The organism is Azoarcus sp. Soil_N_20 (assembly GCF_057656155.1).
On sequence record NZ_JBDGKX010000007.1, the window covers coordinates 144,710 to 157,702 of the forward strand.

Sequence of the window (12,993 nt, forward strand, 5' to 3'; positions counted from 1 at the left end):
TGACTGGCATGAATGACAAACTCTCTGCACTGATCGATGGCGATCTCGACGAACAGGCAGTGCGCCTGATCGTCGACCGTCTTAATCGCGACGATGCGCTCCGCAAAGAATGGGACGTCTATTGTCTGATCGGAGATACCCTTCGCGGCGAGTATCACGATTCATCCGATCTGGTCGTGCGCGTCATGTCCGGACTCGACTCGGAGCCGACCGTGCTGTCTCCCCGTTCGTCGGTCAGTGACGCCCCGCGGCGCTCGCTTTGGCATTCCCTGCTGCCGGTCGCGGCATCGGTGATGGGGGTTGCCGCGGTCGGGCTGGTGGCCAGCACGATGTATTCCGACGACGCGGCGGTGGCCCCGGTGGCCTCGATCCAGCGGGTCGCGTCGCAGTCGGGCATGCAGCCGGTGTCGACGCCTGCTCCGGCGGCCAACGATCTCCATCGGGAGTACGTATTCGTCCATCAGTCGATGACCAGCGGCGGTCCGATGCCTGCCGCGGTGCAGTACGTCCGGACCGTGTCGCCCCTCCCGCAGGAAAGCGCCCGATGAGGTTCTGGCTCCTTGCTGTCGGACTGTGCTCCCTGTTTTTTCCTCCTCTGGCAAGTGCAGAACCGCCCTCGGATCCGCTGTCGTGGCTGGGTCGGATCGCTGCGGCCAGTCAGCGCCTGAACTACGTGGGAACCTTCAGCTACCAGTCCGGAAAACAGATCGAGACCTCGCGCATTGCCCATCGCGCGGATGGCGAAGGCGAATTCGAGCGTCTCGAGGTACTGGACGGCAGCCCACGCGAAGTCATACGCAGCAATGCTGAAGTTCGCTGCGTGCTACCCGACCAGCGAACCGTGATCATCGACCAGGCCGGCACTCGACGGGCCTTTCCGGCGCGCCTGCCGACCTCTTACACTGGTCTTGCCGAAAGCTATCGCATCCGCAAGGGCGAGGTGAGCAGGGTTGCCGGCTACGAGGCACAGTCCATTGTTCTCGAGCCCAGGGACGATCTTCGTTATGCCCACGTGTTGTGGGCCGAGATGCAGACTGGCCTGTTGCTGAAGTCGAGAATGCTCGACGAACGCGGCGAGATGATCGAGCAATTCACCTTCAGCGACCTGCGCATCGGGGGCGACATCGACAAGGACTTGCTCAAGCCGCGCTACCGGCAGGGAGACGGCTGGCGAGTGGTCAACGTTCAGGGCGACCAGATGAGCAAGGCCGACTCCGGCTGGATGTTGCGCGATCCGCTGCCCGGATTCGCGTTGAGTTCGGTCGTGCGCCGACCGCTCGGAACGGAGCGGGACGAGGCGCTGCACATGGTGTTCAGTGATGGCCTCGCTGCGGTATCGGTCTTCATCGAGCCGATCGGCACCGAACTCGAGCGGCCCGAGGCCGGAGCATCGTCGAGCGGCGCGATCAACATCTACAAGCGCATCGTCGACGGCGTGCTGGTCACCGCGCTGGGCGAGGTTCCCGCAAAGACGGTGAAGAAGATGGCGGAGAGTGTCGAGGCCGTGCAGCGATGATCGAGGTGCCGGCGGAAGTTGTGCGCGTCGATGGCGGGCAGGCGTGGGTGCGACTCAGCGAGCGGCAAGGCGGATGCGGACGCTGCGATGAGCCCGGCGGTTGTCGTTCGATGCGCATTACCGATGCCTTCGGTGCGCCGCGGCAGATGTTTGTACTGCCTGATCCGTTCGGGCTGCATCCAGGCGACCGGGTCAAGGTCGCGATTCCCGAAGGGGCGCCGCTGAAGGCGGCGCTGCTCAGCTATGGTCTCGGTGCAGCCCTCATGCTGACCGGTGCGGCAGCAGGCAGCGCGCTGGCAGACGTGGTGTCGACCGATCTCGGTGCCGGGCTCGGTGCTCTCGGCGGGCTCGGACTCGCCGTCGCGATCAACAGGATTCTTGCCCGCAGCAGGCGCTGGCGGGGTGGCCTGAGGATGTCGCTGGTCCTCGATCAAATGTCTTGCAAGCACGCCCAAATCTCATGATCCGCCTGTTCCGTAGCGCCATGCTGGCGTTCGTCTTCCAGTGTTTTGCCCCGCTTGCGACAGCTGCCGGCGTCCTCCCCGACTTTACCGCGCTGGTCGAGCGCGAGGGCGCGGCGGTCGTCAACATCAGCGCCATTGCCGGTCCGGCTTCGAGGGCGCGTGGCCTGCCGGAACTGGACGAAGGCGACCCCATGTTCGATTTCTTCCGGCGGTTCATTCCGCGCCCGCCGGGAAGCCCGCCCGGTGCTCCTCCGGACAACGAATCGCTCGGGTCCGGCTTCATCATCAGCGCCGACGGCTACATCCTGACCAATGCCCATGTGGTCGAAGATGCAGAGGAAATCCTCGTCCGCCTCGCTGACAAGCGCGAGTATCGTGCCCGCGTGATAGGCGCCGATGCGCGTAGCGACGTCGCGCTGATCCGGATCGATGCCACCGATCTGCCACGGGTCAGCCTCGGCGATCCGTCACGACTGAAGGTCGGCGAATGGGTGCTCGCCATCGGCTCCCCTTTCGGCTTCGAGCAGACGGTCACGGCCGGTATCGTGAGCGCGAAGGAGCGCAGCCTTCCGGATGAGAATTTCGTCCCCTTCATCCAGACGGACGTGGCGATCAATCCAGGAAATTCCGGCGGCCCGCTGTTCAATCTCAAGGGCGAGGTAATCGGTATCAACTCCCAGATCTATAGCCGGACCGGCGGCTTCATGGGCTTGTCGTTTGCGATTCCGATCGACGTGGCAATGGACATGCAGCAGCAATTGCGCGCCCATGGGCGCATACAGCGCGGGCGTATCGGGGTCGCCATCCAGGAGGTCACCCGCGATCTGGCCGAGAGCTTCGGTTTGCCGCGGGCGGCCGGAGCCCTGGTCAGCGGGGTCGAACCCGACAGCCCGGCCGCGCGGGCGGGCGTCGTGCGCGGGGACGTGATCGTGAGCTTCGGTGGCAAGCAGGTGGACAAGTCCAACGATCTGCCGCGTATCGTCGCCGCCAGTCGTCCCGGCGCCAAGGTCAGGATGGATGTCTTTCGCGGCGCCGTCCGGCAAGCCTTGAGCGTGACCCTTGGCGAGTGGCGGGACCCGGATGCCCCGCGTGCAATCAAGACCCGATCGAACGGACCGATCGCGAACCCGCTCGGACTCACCTTGATCAAGCCGCCGCAGGCAAAGGGCGGGGAGGGCAAGGCGGAGCAGGGCCTGATCGTCGATCGTGCAGAAGGTCCGGCTGCCCGTGCCACCCTCCAGCGCGGGGACCTGGTGCTGGCGCTGATCGTCGGTGGCAAACAGACGCCATTGACGTCGGTCGACGCGTTCAACAGGGTCCTCGTGGAACTCAAGGATGGACAGCATCTGAGTCTGCTGGTGCAGCGGGGCGAATCGACCTCTTATGTCGGTTTGCGGGCAGGCAGATGACGCGGCGCGAGTTGACCGTACTTGGCCGGGAGTGGTGCCACCTGTGCCACGAGCTGGTGGATGCGCTAGCTCCGCTGGCCGCGGAGTTGGGCTGGGCGGTCACGGTCGTCGACGTGGACCAGCACCCCGAACTCGAGGCACGATGGGATGAGCTGGTGCCGGTCGTACTGCATGGTGACACCGAACTCTGTCATTACCATCTCGATGAATCGCGCGTTCGGGCCTATTGCGGCGCCTTCCTGCCGGCCCGGTAGAGCTGACGCGCCGACCCCTTCAGTGAATCCGGGCCTCGCCCGGCCGATGGACTAGTGCGGACCCGGCTTCACCCGCGAGCGGGGTGGAATGCTGCGGCGGGCCTGCTCGCGCGCGGCCGCCTGTTCATCCGGATTGTCGCCTTCGTCGGCTGGGGGCGGGCGCTCGAAATCCACCTCGGTGGTTTTCCCTTCGTCAAACGCCACGTCGTTTTCTGGCGGCGGGCACGCGTCGGCGGCCCGACCGGACGACGCCGCCGCCGATTTCACTCCGCCGAGGTCGCTGTCCCTCTCCCGGCTGTCGCCCGGTCCGCAGGGGTACGGGCCGTGGTCGGGAACGTTTTCCGGGGCCCGGCTATCGGGGTCGAAGGTCTTTGCCATGTTCGTCTCCGGCAGGTTGCAGTGCGGTGCCTTCAGCACGCTGCGTGCCCGTGGGACGATCGCGCCGGTGCGCGGTTCGCGGATCCCGGGGGGTGCCGCTGCCATGTCCGAGCCGGGGGCAGCCCACGAAGATCTTGCACAGATCTGTAATTCCTACCCGAACCGTCTGCCGCCCCGTCTCCCGACCGGCCGGAGACCGGTAGCCGGTTGCGGGCGGGAACAGGATTTGCACCCATTCGGACACGCGCACCGGGCCACGGCAGGAATGAAATCCGGGCGCGGAAGTGTGGACGATGCGAGCCCGACGCTCGACGGTCCCGTCCCCGGAGGAGCTGGTCAGACAAGTCAGCTCCCGCAGATGCCCTGCGGGGCAAACATGACCCGGCACCGCGCGGCAGCATCCCGCCGCCGACCGTGCGGAGCCCCCAACCCGGAGGCAATAGGCGTGGAACCGAAGGACACCGCCGATCGTATTGACGAGGTCAAGATTTACTCGACCGATACCGGTCATCAACTCGGCATCGCCGAGCCCGGTATCGACACCACCGATCCTTATCCGGGCAAGGGCCGCACGGACATCGCGGCGCGCTGCCGGGAACAGGTCGGCAAGCGACCCGGGCGAACGCTGGCGATCGCAGCCCTGGCGGGCGGCATGCTCGGCGCGCTGATCGGCTTCGGCGCCGGACGCCGCCCGTGAGCGCATCGCCGAGCGCCCACCGCGTCTCCGGTGCCCTGTTACCGACCAAGGAGGACGACACGTCATGAGCGCAGACGAATTTCCCCAAAGCCTGCCGCCCCAGCACCAGGACCAGCGCCCGGGCCGCGAGGCCCCGATGCGGCCACCACCCGAGGACAATGCTCGCAACTACAAGGGCAACGGCAAACTCGCCGGCAAAGTCGCGATCGTGACCGGCGGAGACAGCGGCATCGGCCGTGCCACCGCCATTGCCTTTGCCAAGGAAGGCGCCGAGGTGGCAATCGTGTATCTGGAGGAGCATGACGACGCCGCGCATACCCGGCGCGAGATCGAGGCCCAGGGCGTCCGCTGCCTGGTGCTCGGCGGCGACATCGGCGACGAAGCCTTTGCCAGGCAGGTGATCGAGCAGACGATCGGCGCTTTCGGCCGGCTCGACGTGCTGGTAAACAACGCCGCCGAGCAGCATCCGCAGGAGAGCCTAGCCGACGTGAGCCGCGACCAGCTGGAGCGAACTTTCCGCACCAATCTGTTTGCCATGTTCGACCTGTGTCGCTTTGCATTGCCTCATCTTGCCGAGGGCGCCTGCATCATCAATACCACGTCGGTCACCGCCTACCGCGGCAGTCCGAGTTTGATCGACTACTCGGCGTCCAAGGGCGCCATCGTCGCGTTTACCCGTTCACTCGCACTCGCACTGGCGCCCAAGGGCATACGCGTGAATGCGGTGGCGCCGGGGCCGATCTGGACGCCGCTGATTCCATCCACCTTCGACGAGGAGCGCGTGGCGAAATTCGGCACCGAACAACCGCTGGGGCGTCCGGGCCAGCCGGACGAGTGCGCGCCGAGCTATGTCTTCCTCGCCAGTGCCGATTCCAGCTATATGACCGGTCAGGTGCTGCATCCCAACGGCGGCGAGATCATCAATGGCTGAGCGTAGCGCGCCGTCAGCGCGCGTAGGCCAGTCGGGACGGGACGCCGGGGATTGGCGCCACAGGGTGGGGCCGTCCCGTTCATGCCCATCGACCCCCAGGCCGGGGGTGCACCTCCGGTTCACCCGGCGCGCGCAGGCCCCGGCGAACGTGCGTCACGTTCCGCCGCGTTCCTCCGCTCCCCATGCCGACATGAACCCAAGGGGCGGGGCGCAGGGCATGCGGATTGCTGGTGATAGCTTGTCTTAATCGCCCTTGGGCTCAAGGAGATCGCTCATGCTTTATTACTCCATCGTATTCTTCGTCATCGCCCTGGTCGCCGCGCTGTTCGGCTTCGGCGGGATCGCCTCCGGGGCCGCGGGTATTGCGAAGATCCTGTTCTACATTTTTCTCGTCATCTTCCTGGTCTCGCTGGTGGTCGGCGTGCTGCCCGGGTAGCGAGTCTGTCTGCGTGCCCGCCAACCGAACAGACGCCTTTCTCAATGACGGACGCTCGACGACGCCCGGGAGAGCACGCGTGCCCTGGCCACGACGGCGGCAGAACGGCGCGCGGGAGCGGCACCATCGTGCGGGCAGAGGGGTGTTGCCCGGGCCGAGGTTGGTGCTCATGGGTCTGGTGTCCATGCTGGCGGCCTGTGCGTTGAGGCCGGTCGCTCATGTGCCCGAGCAAGTGGCCGCGCTCCCATCGGCGAGTCGCGTCCAGGTCGCAGATGGCGGCGGAGCGCCCAAGCAGGTACGTCCGGGGACGGCGGCGCGACTGATCGATCCGGGTGGTGCCGAGGCCATGCTCAAACACCATCTCGTGCATGTCGAGGACGCCATCGCCACGCCCCTCGTACTCGGCAACGACGCCCACCTGTTGATCGACGGACCCGAAACCAAGGACGCGATGTTCCGCGCCATGGGCCAGGCTCGAAGGCAGATCGACCTGGAAACCTATATCCTCGAAGCGGCCGGCAGCGGACAGCGCTTGGTCGAGCTGATCGAAACGAAGCGCGCCGAAGGCGTCCGTGTTCGCATTCTGTACGACAGCGTCGGCTCCATGGACACCCCGGCGGAGTATTTCCAGCGGCTGACCGCGCTCGGCGCGACGGTATGCGAGTTCAATCCGGTGAACGCGCTCAAGGCCAAGCGCGACAGTCGCCTGACCATCAACAATCGTGATCACCGCAAGCTCCTCATCGTCGACGACAAGGTCGCCTTCACCGGTGGGATCAACATCAGCGCCGTCTATAGTTCCGGCTCGTTCGGGCGCAAGCACCGCGCTCCCGATCGCACCACCGGTTGGCGGGATACCCATGTGCAGGTCCGCGGGCCGGTGGTCGCGCAGTTTCAGGAGCTGTTCGAGCAGTCGTGGCGCGGGCAGAACTGTCCGGCCGCCGAGCTGGAGCCCGGGCACGCGGGACAGCGGAAACCGCTGGCGGCAGCGGGCAAGATGGCGGCGCGACTCGTCGCCGCCGATCCGCAGATGGAGCGCAGCGAACTGTATGTCGCGCTGTTGTCGGCCATCGAGCATGCACGCGAGCGGGTCTGGCTGACCTATGGCTACTTCGTTCCCGACGAGGGCACCTTGAGCACTCTTGAGCAGGCGGCCCGGCGCGGTATCGATGTCCGCCTGGCGCTTCCCGGATTCAGTGACTTCTGGGCGCCGTTTCACGCCGGGCGCTCGCACTACGCCCGTCTGCTCGACGCCGGTGTGCGCATCTTCGAGCGCCGGGATGCCCTTCTTCACGCCAAGACCGCGGTGATCGACGGGGTGTGGTCGAGCGTGGGCTCGACCAACCTCGACTGGCGCAGTTTCGTACACAACTATGAAGCCGACCTGCTGGTACTGGACCGGGGTTTTGCCGACGAGATGGAAGCCTTGTTCCGCCTCGACGAATCCGTGTCGCACGAGATCCTCGAGCGCGAGTGGAAGCGCCGCGATGTGGGTGTACGCTTTCTCGAATGGCTGGCCCGGCGCTGGGAGTACCTGTTGTAGGGAGAAACACGAAAGGAGTGATTCATGCCCTGTACAGTCCATTGCCTGATCTCCGAAAAGGAGCAGCTCGGCCCGTTGATGCAGCGTATCGCCCGTGCGGATACCGGCGATCGGGTCTGCAGTGCGGCATCCCGAGACGGCCCGCGGACGCCCGCCAGAGTCATGAGCGCGATCGAACTTGCCGCGCGACGCGCCGACAGAAGCGCCGGGTAGTGGATCGATAATGATAAATGGACTGACTTCACGGCGCAGATGGCGCCGGGAGTCGCAGTGGCGGCTTTGCCAGCGTGGACAAGCGTGAAAGAAGTGCACTACGGCAGAAAATGGTACTGGTTAAAGGCGACGCCTTGCGCGGGCAAAGGGATTGCCGACAGTCGCGCACAAGGCAGGGATCGTGAGGTCACGCTCACGGCATTCTCGAAACGAACGCGGCGCCCGTGTCCGGCGAGGAACGGGCGCCGTGTCAGACGTGTCCCGGCGATCAGGCGGCGCGACTCGTGCGTGCGCCCGAATCGCCTGCGTCGGTACCGGTGCGAGCGTGACGGGCAGCGCTACGCGCTGCGTTGGCGACGCCTTCGCCTTCCTCACGGATCGCGTCGGCCTGGCGGCTGGCGATCTCCCGGCCGTGTTCGAGCCCCTTGCGGACGGTGGCACGGAACTGCTCGCCTCCTTCGCGCAGCGTGGCCTGGGTCACGTCGGTCAGCGACTCGGTGGCGCGTGTCATTTCCTCGGCCTGCTGGCGTGACAGCTCCTTGAGTTCCTCGAGGCTCTCGCTGGCCTGGCGCTGAAGTTCCTCGAGACCAAGCTGCCAGCGCTCGGTCAGGTTGATGGCACTCTGTTCGAACTGACGGGACATCTGGCCCAGGATCTACAGGTCATCGGCCCGTGCCGCCCGCAAGGAATGCCGTCGGGCGGTCTACGCTGCGCAGCAACATCCGGACAAAGAGCCGAAAGTGGATGAGCGCCAGCCCCGGGCCTCCTTCAATGCCGCACAGGCCCTTGCGACCGGCGCATTGCATGGCCGCGACACGCGGGAACACGGGCGGCGACGATCCCCGGTCGTCATGAAGAATGTGCACGAGGGCAGAAGAAATTACTGCCCGCCTCCAAGCGCTCGGGTTGAAGGGGGTCGGGGCGAAGATGCTCAGCGACGGTGCTCGTACTTGTCGGCAACCCGGACCCGACCGACGAGCATTCGCGACGCCTATCGCACCGCACCCACGCGGCCATCGCGCCGCGTGGGCATGACGTTTGCTGCGGCAGAGGCACGCTGCTGCCGATGATTCCATCACGGTGCCCCTGTGGCGGCGGGGGGCGAGGAAGAACAGGAGAATTGAAAATGCAGGACACAAACATCGGATCGACCATGACGGGCACTACCGAGCAGGGTGCGGCCGCGATCGAACGGCTGGGTGAACGCGCGCAGGAAGGCGTCGGAAAGGCTGCCGAGGCCACGGCATCGGCGGTGCGCCACGCCGGGCAAAGGGGAGAGGAGTTGGGCCGGCAATGGATGGACACGGAGGAAGCGTGGGCTCAGAACGCACGCGAATATGTGCGCGCTCACCCCATCACCTCGGTGGTGATCGCCTTCGGCGTCGGCGTTTTGCTCAACCGGCTTACGTCGCGCTGAACGCATCCGCACAAGCAAATGAAACCAGGCGAGGGAGTCCAGCATGGCCGGACAACAACAGCAGGGTGGCAGCAGCGTGGGGACCAGCCTCTCCGACCTGATGACGCGCAGTCGCCGCCTGGCGGTGGATTTTGCCCACCTCGCGGTGCTCGACGCGCGCTACACGGTCCGCCACATCGTCGAGATTCTGTGTGTCGCCGTGATTGCGTCGGTGCTGGTGGTCAGTGCATGGCTTGCGCTGGTGGCGGCGGCAACCGGGTGGTTGCTCGGAACCGGTACCTCCTGGCCGGCTGCACTGATGCTGGCGGCGGCGGCCAATCTGGTGGCGGCCTTCGCGGTCGGCGCCTGGCTCCGGCAGCGCCAGAAGGAACTGCCATTTACGGCCACTCTCCGCCAGTTGCGCGGGGAGGGGCCGAGGAGCGAACCATGAGTGTGGGTCCCGAGGAACTCAGGCGTGCCGAGCAAAGGGTGGCACGCAGCCGGCGCGAACTACGCGGCGAATTCGATGGATGGGTTCGCCACAAGCGCGATTCGGTGGCCTCGTTCCGCGGCCTAGCGGCGGTGATCGGCGCCGGCTTTGTGATCGGTGGACTGCTGCGTCGACGGCGCCCTGCGCCTGGAACCGCGGTGGCGCCGGTCGCGGGCGCCGGGCTGCTGTCGGTGATCGCCGGCCTGACCATGGCGGCACTGCGGACGCGGTACGCCAATCCGTGGGCTGCGCTTCCGGAGTTGCTGATGCGGCGACGACTCGCGCGGCGAACGGTCGTGCCGCCGTCCCGTCCCGCTACCGCAGCCAAGCCGGCCGCGCCACCGGGACCGTTCGCCCCGACTGCGCCCGGGCCGGACAGCAGGCTTCCCGGGCGCTGACGTTCAACACTGATCGAACGCTTCCTCGAAGCCTTCGACGAAGTAGGGAATGCGCAGCATGGCGTCCAGGGAACCTTCCGGGCATGCCGCGACGTCGTGAAGTGGACGCGCTATATCCTGCCCATCAGCAGCAGCACCAGGACGATCAGCAGGATCAGCCCCACGCCACCGGTGGGACCATAGCCCCAGCTCCGGCTATGGGGCCAGGTCGGAAACGCGCCAATCAGCAACAGGATCAGCACGATCAGCAGAATTGTTCCCAAGGTCATTTCATCTCTCCCGCGTAGGGGCCGCAGCAGGGCGGCGTTGAAAATCAGTGCAAGCACAGGTGCTGGTCGCACTGCGACGGCTCCGATCCGATCGCATCTGTGATTTCGATGCTACTCACACGGCGGGGACTGTCTGTTCGGCAACGTACATAAACTCCCCCGGTCACGGCCATTCGTTGCGGGTGGCGCGATGATCGGGAGGTGCGGGCCGGGACCACCCGGACGCACCATGGTTTGTTTGTACGCTGGCGAACAGACCGACGAAGCACTGAAGGCGAAGATATTCACTCGAAGGCACGACCGAATCGACCGATCGTCTGCCGTTCGTCGGCAAGGTGACGGTGGGCCGGGAGGCCGATTTCCTAGGTGGAGGTCATCATGTTGAGATGGGCAGCAATCTTCTTCGTCATTGCGATCATTGCCGCGGTGCTGGGCTTTGGCGGAATCGCCGCCGGTGCGGCCGAGATCGGCAAGATCCTGTTCTTCGTCTTTGTGATCATCTTCGTCGTGACCCTGGTCATGGGCCTCATGCGCAGATAGTGACAGATTCACTGTTCAAGACTTCATTCAAGCGAGGAAAGATCATGAATCGGGATACCGGAACCGGCGTTGGCGGCCAGAAAGACAAGCTTGTCGCCGACCTGAAGAATGTCGTGACCGATGCGGAGGAACTCCTGCGCGAGGTGGCCCGTAGCACCACCGAGGAGGTTTCCGGGGTGCGGGCGAAGTTCGGAGAGCGTCTCGGCGAGGCCAGAATCCGCCTTGACGATGCGCGCGCACACGCCGGCGAACGCGCACAGCGAGCCGCGGATGCGAGCCAGGAGTATGTCCACACCCATCCCTGGCAGATCATCGCCGTAGCTATCGGCGTGGGGCTGATCCTCGGCGCGCTCACCCGCCACCGTTGACGGGCGATGGCGTGAAGGCGATGGACGGTGTGCTTCCAGTCGCGGGGAGGGACACCGTTGGTGGGCTGCTCGAGGGCTTGCTCGAAACGGGTGAGGGCGCAAGCGCATCCTCCGAGGCGCGTTGTCGAATGGTCGGTCGGTGCACGGGATAGCGACCATACCTTGCGCTCCGCGATGCGGGCATGGGGATTGCACTGAACTGGACATGCTGGAGGATCACGACGCGAAGGGCGTCATGACCACCCCCTTATCGACAACGTCTTGTAGGAAGTCCAGATGACAGCACTCGCCTTGTTGGAGGAGCGTCGGCCGAAGCATTGCCCGCCATCGTCGCGCGCGCCCTTAGCCGTTGCCCGGCCCCTGCACGAGAACCGCTTGCTCAGGGTGCTTCCGGACGATGCGTGGAAGCGGATCTCGCCCCATCTGGAACTCGTCGAGTTGGCGCTGGGCGCCATCCTCCACGAAACCGGCCGACCCGTGACCCACGTCTATTTTCCGCTCAGTTCGATCACTTCCTTGCTCTACGTCACGGAGAACGGCGCATCGGCACAGACCGCGATGGTCGGACGCGAAGGCATGCTCGGCGTTTCGCTGTTCATGGGATGCGAGACCTGGCCCAGCCGGGCAATGGTCCAGAATGCGGGCTATGCTTTCAAGCTGCGTGCTGCGCTGCTCGCCGAAGAATTCGAGCACACGCCTGCGGTCGCACGACTCCTGCTACGCTACATCCAGTCGCTGATCACGCAGATTGCGCAGACGGCGGTATGCAATCGCCACCATTCGATCGAACAGCAGTTGTGCCGCTGGCTGCTCACCACGATGGATCGTCTCACCGGCAGTGACATGTTTATCACCCAGGAGCTCATCTCGCAGATGATGGGCGTGCGCCGCGAGGGCATCACCGAAGCTGCGGGCAAGCTGCAGCGCCTGGGGATGATCGGTCTCGGGCGCGGGCGTATCACCGTGGTCGATCGTGCAGCCCTGGAGGGCCATGCCTGCGAATGTTATGGGGTGGTCAAGTGCGAGGCGGATCGCCTGATGCAGGGACGCACGAACTGAGCACACCGTGCCCTATGAGGCGCCCCGGCCGTCGCCGTGGAGCCATTGCCGGCGCGGGCGGGCGCGGCTTCAGGGCGCGCGCCCTCGGCGCTTGTGAATAGGCCGGCCGCGCGGATCGAGGGCTGCATTGCCCACTCGCGCACGCCTCGCCTATCCATCTGATAGATCTCGGCGCTCGCATCGTCCATCTGTCAACCGCGGCCTCGCATCCGGCCCGCTCGCCACGACTCCTTCGCTCTCAGTCCTGTGGATCGGGTTGGCCGCCATCCTTGAAGGCCGGGTTCGAGTGGTCGTTTGCCTGTCCTGGCATCGGCGTCGGCGGATCGTTCTCCGCCCTGGGGTCGGGGGCGGGTTGGGGCGGAGGTGGGGTCGTTTCGGTCGGCTCGGGGGAGGGTGCGGGCATCGGCAGTGGCGCCGGCGACAGGGGCCGCTCCGCAGGCACGGCGGGCTCGTCCACCTCCCGGTTGCAGCCGATCACCAGCAGCATGGCGGCCACGGCGGCGCACCCTGCCGCTTTCCGGCAGTCGAATTTCTTTTTCATCATGAGCTCCTCGAAGGTTGATCTGAGTGGGCGGTGGGTCACCGTTTCCTCCGCCTGCGGTGTGCACCGGCCCGGCCCGGTGCACGCGAAC

At 65.7% G+C, this 12,993-nt stretch carries 20 protein-coding genes; 16 read left to right on the plus strand and 4 right to left on the minus strand.

What is annotated here, in order from left to right:
- The first annotated feature begins 8 nt into the window (after positions 1-8).
- The 5 genes from AC3A35_RS15445 to AC3A35_RS15465 are packed head-to-tail and all read left to right on the plus strand — an operon-like array spanning position 9 to position 3,643.
- The gene (locus AC3A35_RS15445; RefSeq protein WP_487437053.1) at positions 9-548 is read left to right on the plus strand and encodes a sigma-E factor negative regulatory protein; all 540 of its coding nucleotides are present in this window, start codon (positions 9-11) and stop codon (positions 546-548) included.
- Entirely contained in the window at positions 545-1,516 is a 972-nt protein-coding gene (locus AC3A35_RS15450) for a MucB/RseB C-terminal domain-containing protein (protein ID WP_487437054.1), read from the plus strand. Before AC3A35_RS15445 ends, AC3A35_RS15450 begins: the two co-directional genes overlap by 4 nt.
- Complete coding sequence (locus tag AC3A35_RS15455; RefSeq protein ID WP_487437056.1) at positions 1,513-1,980, plus strand: SoxR reducing system RseC family protein; 468 nt, start codon at positions 1,513-1,515, stop codon at positions 1,978-1,980. Before AC3A35_RS15450 ends, AC3A35_RS15455 begins: the two co-directional genes overlap by 4 nt.
- Positions 1,977-3,389, plus strand: coding sequence for a Do family serine endopeptidase (locus AC3A35_RS15460; protein WP_487437058.1), 1,413 nt, complete (start codon positions 1,977-1,979; stop codon positions 3,387-3,389). The genes AC3A35_RS15455 and AC3A35_RS15460 overlap by 4 nt, the downstream gene beginning before the upstream one ends.
- Positions 3,386-3,643 (plus strand): glutaredoxin family protein, encoded by a 258-nt coding sequence (locus tag AC3A35_RS15465; protein WP_487437059.1) that lies wholly within the window; start codon positions 3,386-3,388, stop codon positions 3,641-3,643. Before AC3A35_RS15460 ends, AC3A35_RS15465 begins: the two co-directional genes overlap by 4 nt.
- A 51-nt stretch (positions 3,644-3,694) precedes the next feature.
- Here AC3A35_RS15465 and AC3A35_RS15470 read toward each other — a convergent pair whose 3' ends face one another.
- The gene (locus AC3A35_RS15470) at positions 3,695-4,021 is read right to left on the minus strand and encodes a hypothetical protein (protein ID WP_487437060.1); all 327 of its coding nucleotides are present in this window, start codon (positions 4,019-4,021) and stop codon (positions 3,695-3,697) included.
- A 445-nt stretch (positions 4,022-4,466) separates the two neighbouring features.
- On the opposite strand from AC3A35_RS15470, the gene AC3A35_RS15475 reads away from it, so the two are divergent.
- The 5 genes from AC3A35_RS15475 to AC3A35_RS15495 all read left to right on the plus strand — a co-directional run bounded on the left by AC3A35_RS15475 (position 4,467) and on the right by AC3A35_RS15495 (position 7,841).
- Positions 4,467-4,718 (plus strand): hypothetical protein, encoded by a 252-nt coding sequence (locus AC3A35_RS15475; protein ID WP_487437062.1) that lies wholly within the window; start codon positions 4,467-4,469, stop codon positions 4,716-4,718.
- A 64-nt stretch (positions 4,719-4,782) separates the two neighbouring features.
- The gene (locus tag AC3A35_RS15480; protein WP_487437063.1) at positions 4,783-5,649 is read left to right on the plus strand and encodes an SDR family oxidoreductase; all 867 of its coding nucleotides are present in this window, start codon (positions 4,783-4,785) and stop codon (positions 5,647-5,649) included.
- 274 nt (positions 5,650-5,923) lie between these two features.
- Positions 5,924-6,085 carry a DUF1328 domain-containing protein gene (locus AC3A35_RS15485; protein ID WP_487437064.1) on the plus strand — a complete coding sequence of 54 codons (162 nt, stop codon included), beginning with the start codon at positions 5,924-5,926 and terminating at the stop codon, positions 6,083-6,085.
- Between the two features lie 169 nt (positions 6,086-6,254).
- Positions 6,255-7,628: a phospholipase D-like domain-containing protein gene (locus AC3A35_RS15490; protein WP_487437065.1), complete on the plus strand. Its 1,374-nt coding sequence runs from the start codon at positions 6,255-6,257 to the stop codon at positions 7,626-7,628.
- A gap of 24 nt (positions 7,629-7,652) precedes the next feature.
- Complete coding sequence (locus AC3A35_RS15495) at positions 7,653-7,841, plus strand: hypothetical protein (RefSeq protein ID WP_487437067.1); 189 nt, start codon at positions 7,653-7,655, stop codon at positions 7,839-7,841.
- Between the two features lie 268 nt (positions 7,842-8,109).
- On the opposite strand, the gene AC3A35_RS15500 is transcribed toward AC3A35_RS15495, so the two are convergent.
- On the minus strand, positions 8,110-8,484 hold the full coding sequence (locus AC3A35_RS15500) for a hypothetical protein (protein WP_487437068.1): 375 nt from the start codon (positions 8,482-8,484) through the stop codon (positions 8,110-8,112).
- Positions 8,485-8,967: 483 nt separating this feature from the next.
- On the opposite strand from AC3A35_RS15500, the gene AC3A35_RS15505 reads away from it, so the two are divergent.
- The 3 genes from AC3A35_RS15505 to AC3A35_RS15515 are packed head-to-tail and all read left to right on the plus strand — an operon-like array spanning position 8,968 to position 10,125.
- Positions 8,968-9,258, plus strand: a complete 291-nt coding sequence (locus tag AC3A35_RS15505) for an ElaB/YgaM/YqjD family protein (protein WP_487437070.1) — start codon at positions 8,968-8,970, stop codon at positions 9,256-9,258.
- Between the two features lie 43 nt (positions 9,259-9,301).
- Positions 9,302-9,688 (plus strand): phage holin family protein, encoded by a 387-nt coding sequence (locus AC3A35_RS15510; protein ID WP_487437071.1) that lies wholly within the window; start codon positions 9,302-9,304, stop codon positions 9,686-9,688.
- On the plus strand, positions 9,685-10,125 hold the full coding sequence (locus AC3A35_RS15515) for a hypothetical protein (RefSeq protein WP_487437072.1): 441 nt from the start codon (positions 9,685-9,687) through the stop codon (positions 10,123-10,125). Before AC3A35_RS15510 ends, AC3A35_RS15515 begins: the two co-directional genes overlap by 4 nt.
- A 110-nt stretch (positions 10,126-10,235) precedes the next feature.
- Here AC3A35_RS15515 and AC3A35_RS15520 read toward each other — a convergent pair whose 3' ends face one another.
- A complete protein-coding gene (locus AC3A35_RS15520) occupies positions 10,236-10,394 on the minus strand; it encodes a DUF3309 family protein (protein WP_487437073.1) in 159 nt (52 codons plus the stop codon).
- Between the two features lie 378 nt (positions 10,395-10,772).
- On the opposite strand from AC3A35_RS15520, the gene AC3A35_RS15525 reads away from it, so the two are divergent.
- The 3 genes from AC3A35_RS15525 to AC3A35_RS15535 all read left to right on the plus strand — a co-directional run bounded on the left by AC3A35_RS15525 (position 10,773) and on the right by AC3A35_RS15535 (position 12,361).
- Positions 10,773-10,934: a DUF1328 domain-containing protein gene (locus AC3A35_RS15525; protein ID WP_487437074.1), complete on the plus strand. Its 162-nt coding sequence runs from the start codon at positions 10,773-10,775 to the stop codon at positions 10,932-10,934.
- 44 nt (positions 10,935-10,978) lie between these two features.
- Complete coding sequence (locus AC3A35_RS15530) at positions 10,979-11,302, plus strand: ElaB/YgaM/YqjD family protein (protein WP_487437076.1); 324 nt, start codon at positions 10,979-10,981, stop codon at positions 11,300-11,302.
- Positions 11,303-11,578: 276 nt separating this feature from the next.
- The gene (locus AC3A35_RS15535) at positions 11,579-12,361 is read left to right on the plus strand and encodes a Crp/Fnr family transcriptional regulator (RefSeq protein ID WP_487437077.1); all 783 of its coding nucleotides are present in this window, start codon (positions 11,579-11,581) and stop codon (positions 12,359-12,361) included.
- Positions 12,362-12,599: 238 nt separating this feature from the next.
- Here the strand turns inward: AC3A35_RS15535 and AC3A35_RS15540 are convergent, their stop codons facing one another.
- Positions 12,600-12,902: a hypothetical protein gene (locus AC3A35_RS15540; protein ID WP_487437078.1), complete on the minus strand. Its 303-nt coding sequence runs from the start codon at positions 12,900-12,902 to the stop codon at positions 12,600-12,602.
- Positions 12,903-12,993 lie beyond the last annotated feature (91 nt).

Bases quoted from the DNA above. Each gene is read 5' to 3' on its own strand.
- AC3A35_RS15445 (WP_487437053.1), top strand. From the start codon at position 9: ATGAATGACAAACTCTCTGCACTGATCGATGGCGATCTCGACGAACAG.
- AC3A35_RS15450 (WP_487437054.1), top strand. From the start codon at position 545: ATGAGGTTCTGGCTCCTTGCTGTCGGACTGTGCTCCCTGTTTTTTCCT.
- AC3A35_RS15455 (WP_487437056.1), top strand. From the start codon at position 1,513: ATGATCGAGGTGCCGGCGGAAGTTGTGCGCGTCGATGGCGGGCAGGCG.
- AC3A35_RS15460 (WP_487437058.1), top strand. From the start codon at position 1,977: ATGATCCGCCTGTTCCGTAGCGCCATGCTGGCGTTCGTCTTCCAGTGT.
- AC3A35_RS15465 (WP_487437059.1), top strand. From the start codon at position 3,386: ATGACGCGGCGCGAGTTGACCGTACTTGGCCGGGAGTGGTGCCACCTG.
- AC3A35_RS15470 (WP_487437060.1), bottom strand. From the start codon at position 4,021: ATGGCAAAGACCTTCGACCCCGATAGCCGGGCCCCGGAAAACGTTCCC.
- AC3A35_RS15480 (WP_487437063.1), top strand. From the start codon at position 4,783: ATGAGCGCAGACGAATTTCCCCAAAGCCTGCCGCCCCAGCACCAGGAC.
- AC3A35_RS15485 (WP_487437064.1), top strand. From the start codon at position 5,924: ATGCTTTATTACTCCATCGTATTCTTCGTCATCGCCCTGGTCGCCGCG.
- AC3A35_RS15490 (WP_487437065.1), top strand. From the start codon at position 6,255: ATGGGTCTGGTGTCCATGCTGGCGGCCTGTGCGTTGAGGCCGGTCGCT.
- AC3A35_RS15495 (WP_487437067.1), top strand. From the start codon at position 7,653: ATGCCCTGTACAGTCCATTGCCTGATCTCCGAAAAGGAGCAGCTCGGC.
- AC3A35_RS15500 (WP_487437068.1), bottom strand. From the start codon at position 8,484: ATGTCCCGTCAGTTCGAACAGAGTGCCATCAACCTGACCGAGCGCTGG.
- AC3A35_RS15505 (WP_487437070.1), top strand. From the start codon at position 8,968: ATGCAGGACACAAACATCGGATCGACCATGACGGGCACTACCGAGCAG.
- AC3A35_RS15510 (WP_487437071.1), top strand. From the start codon at position 9,302: ATGGCCGGACAACAACAGCAGGGTGGCAGCAGCGTGGGGACCAGCCTC.
- AC3A35_RS15515 (WP_487437072.1), top strand. From the start codon at position 9,685: ATGAGTGTGGGTCCCGAGGAACTCAGGCGTGCCGAGCAAAGGGTGGCA.
- AC3A35_RS15520 (WP_487437073.1), bottom strand. From the start codon at position 10,394: ATGACCTTGGGAACAATTCTGCTGATCGTGCTGATCCTGTTGCTGATT.
- AC3A35_RS15525 (WP_487437074.1), top strand. From the start codon at position 10,773: ATGTTGAGATGGGCAGCAATCTTCTTCGTCATTGCGATCATTGCCGCG.
- AC3A35_RS15530 (WP_487437076.1), top strand. From the start codon at position 10,979: ATGAATCGGGATACCGGAACCGGCGTTGGCGGCCAGAAAGACAAGCTT.
- AC3A35_RS15535 (WP_487437077.1), top strand. From the start codon at position 11,579: ATGACAGCACTCGCCTTGTTGGAGGAGCGTCGGCCGAAGCATTGCCCG.
- AC3A35_RS15540 (WP_487437078.1), bottom strand. From the start codon at position 12,902: ATGAAAAAGAAATTCGACTGCCGGAAAGCGGCAGGGTGCGCCGCCGTG.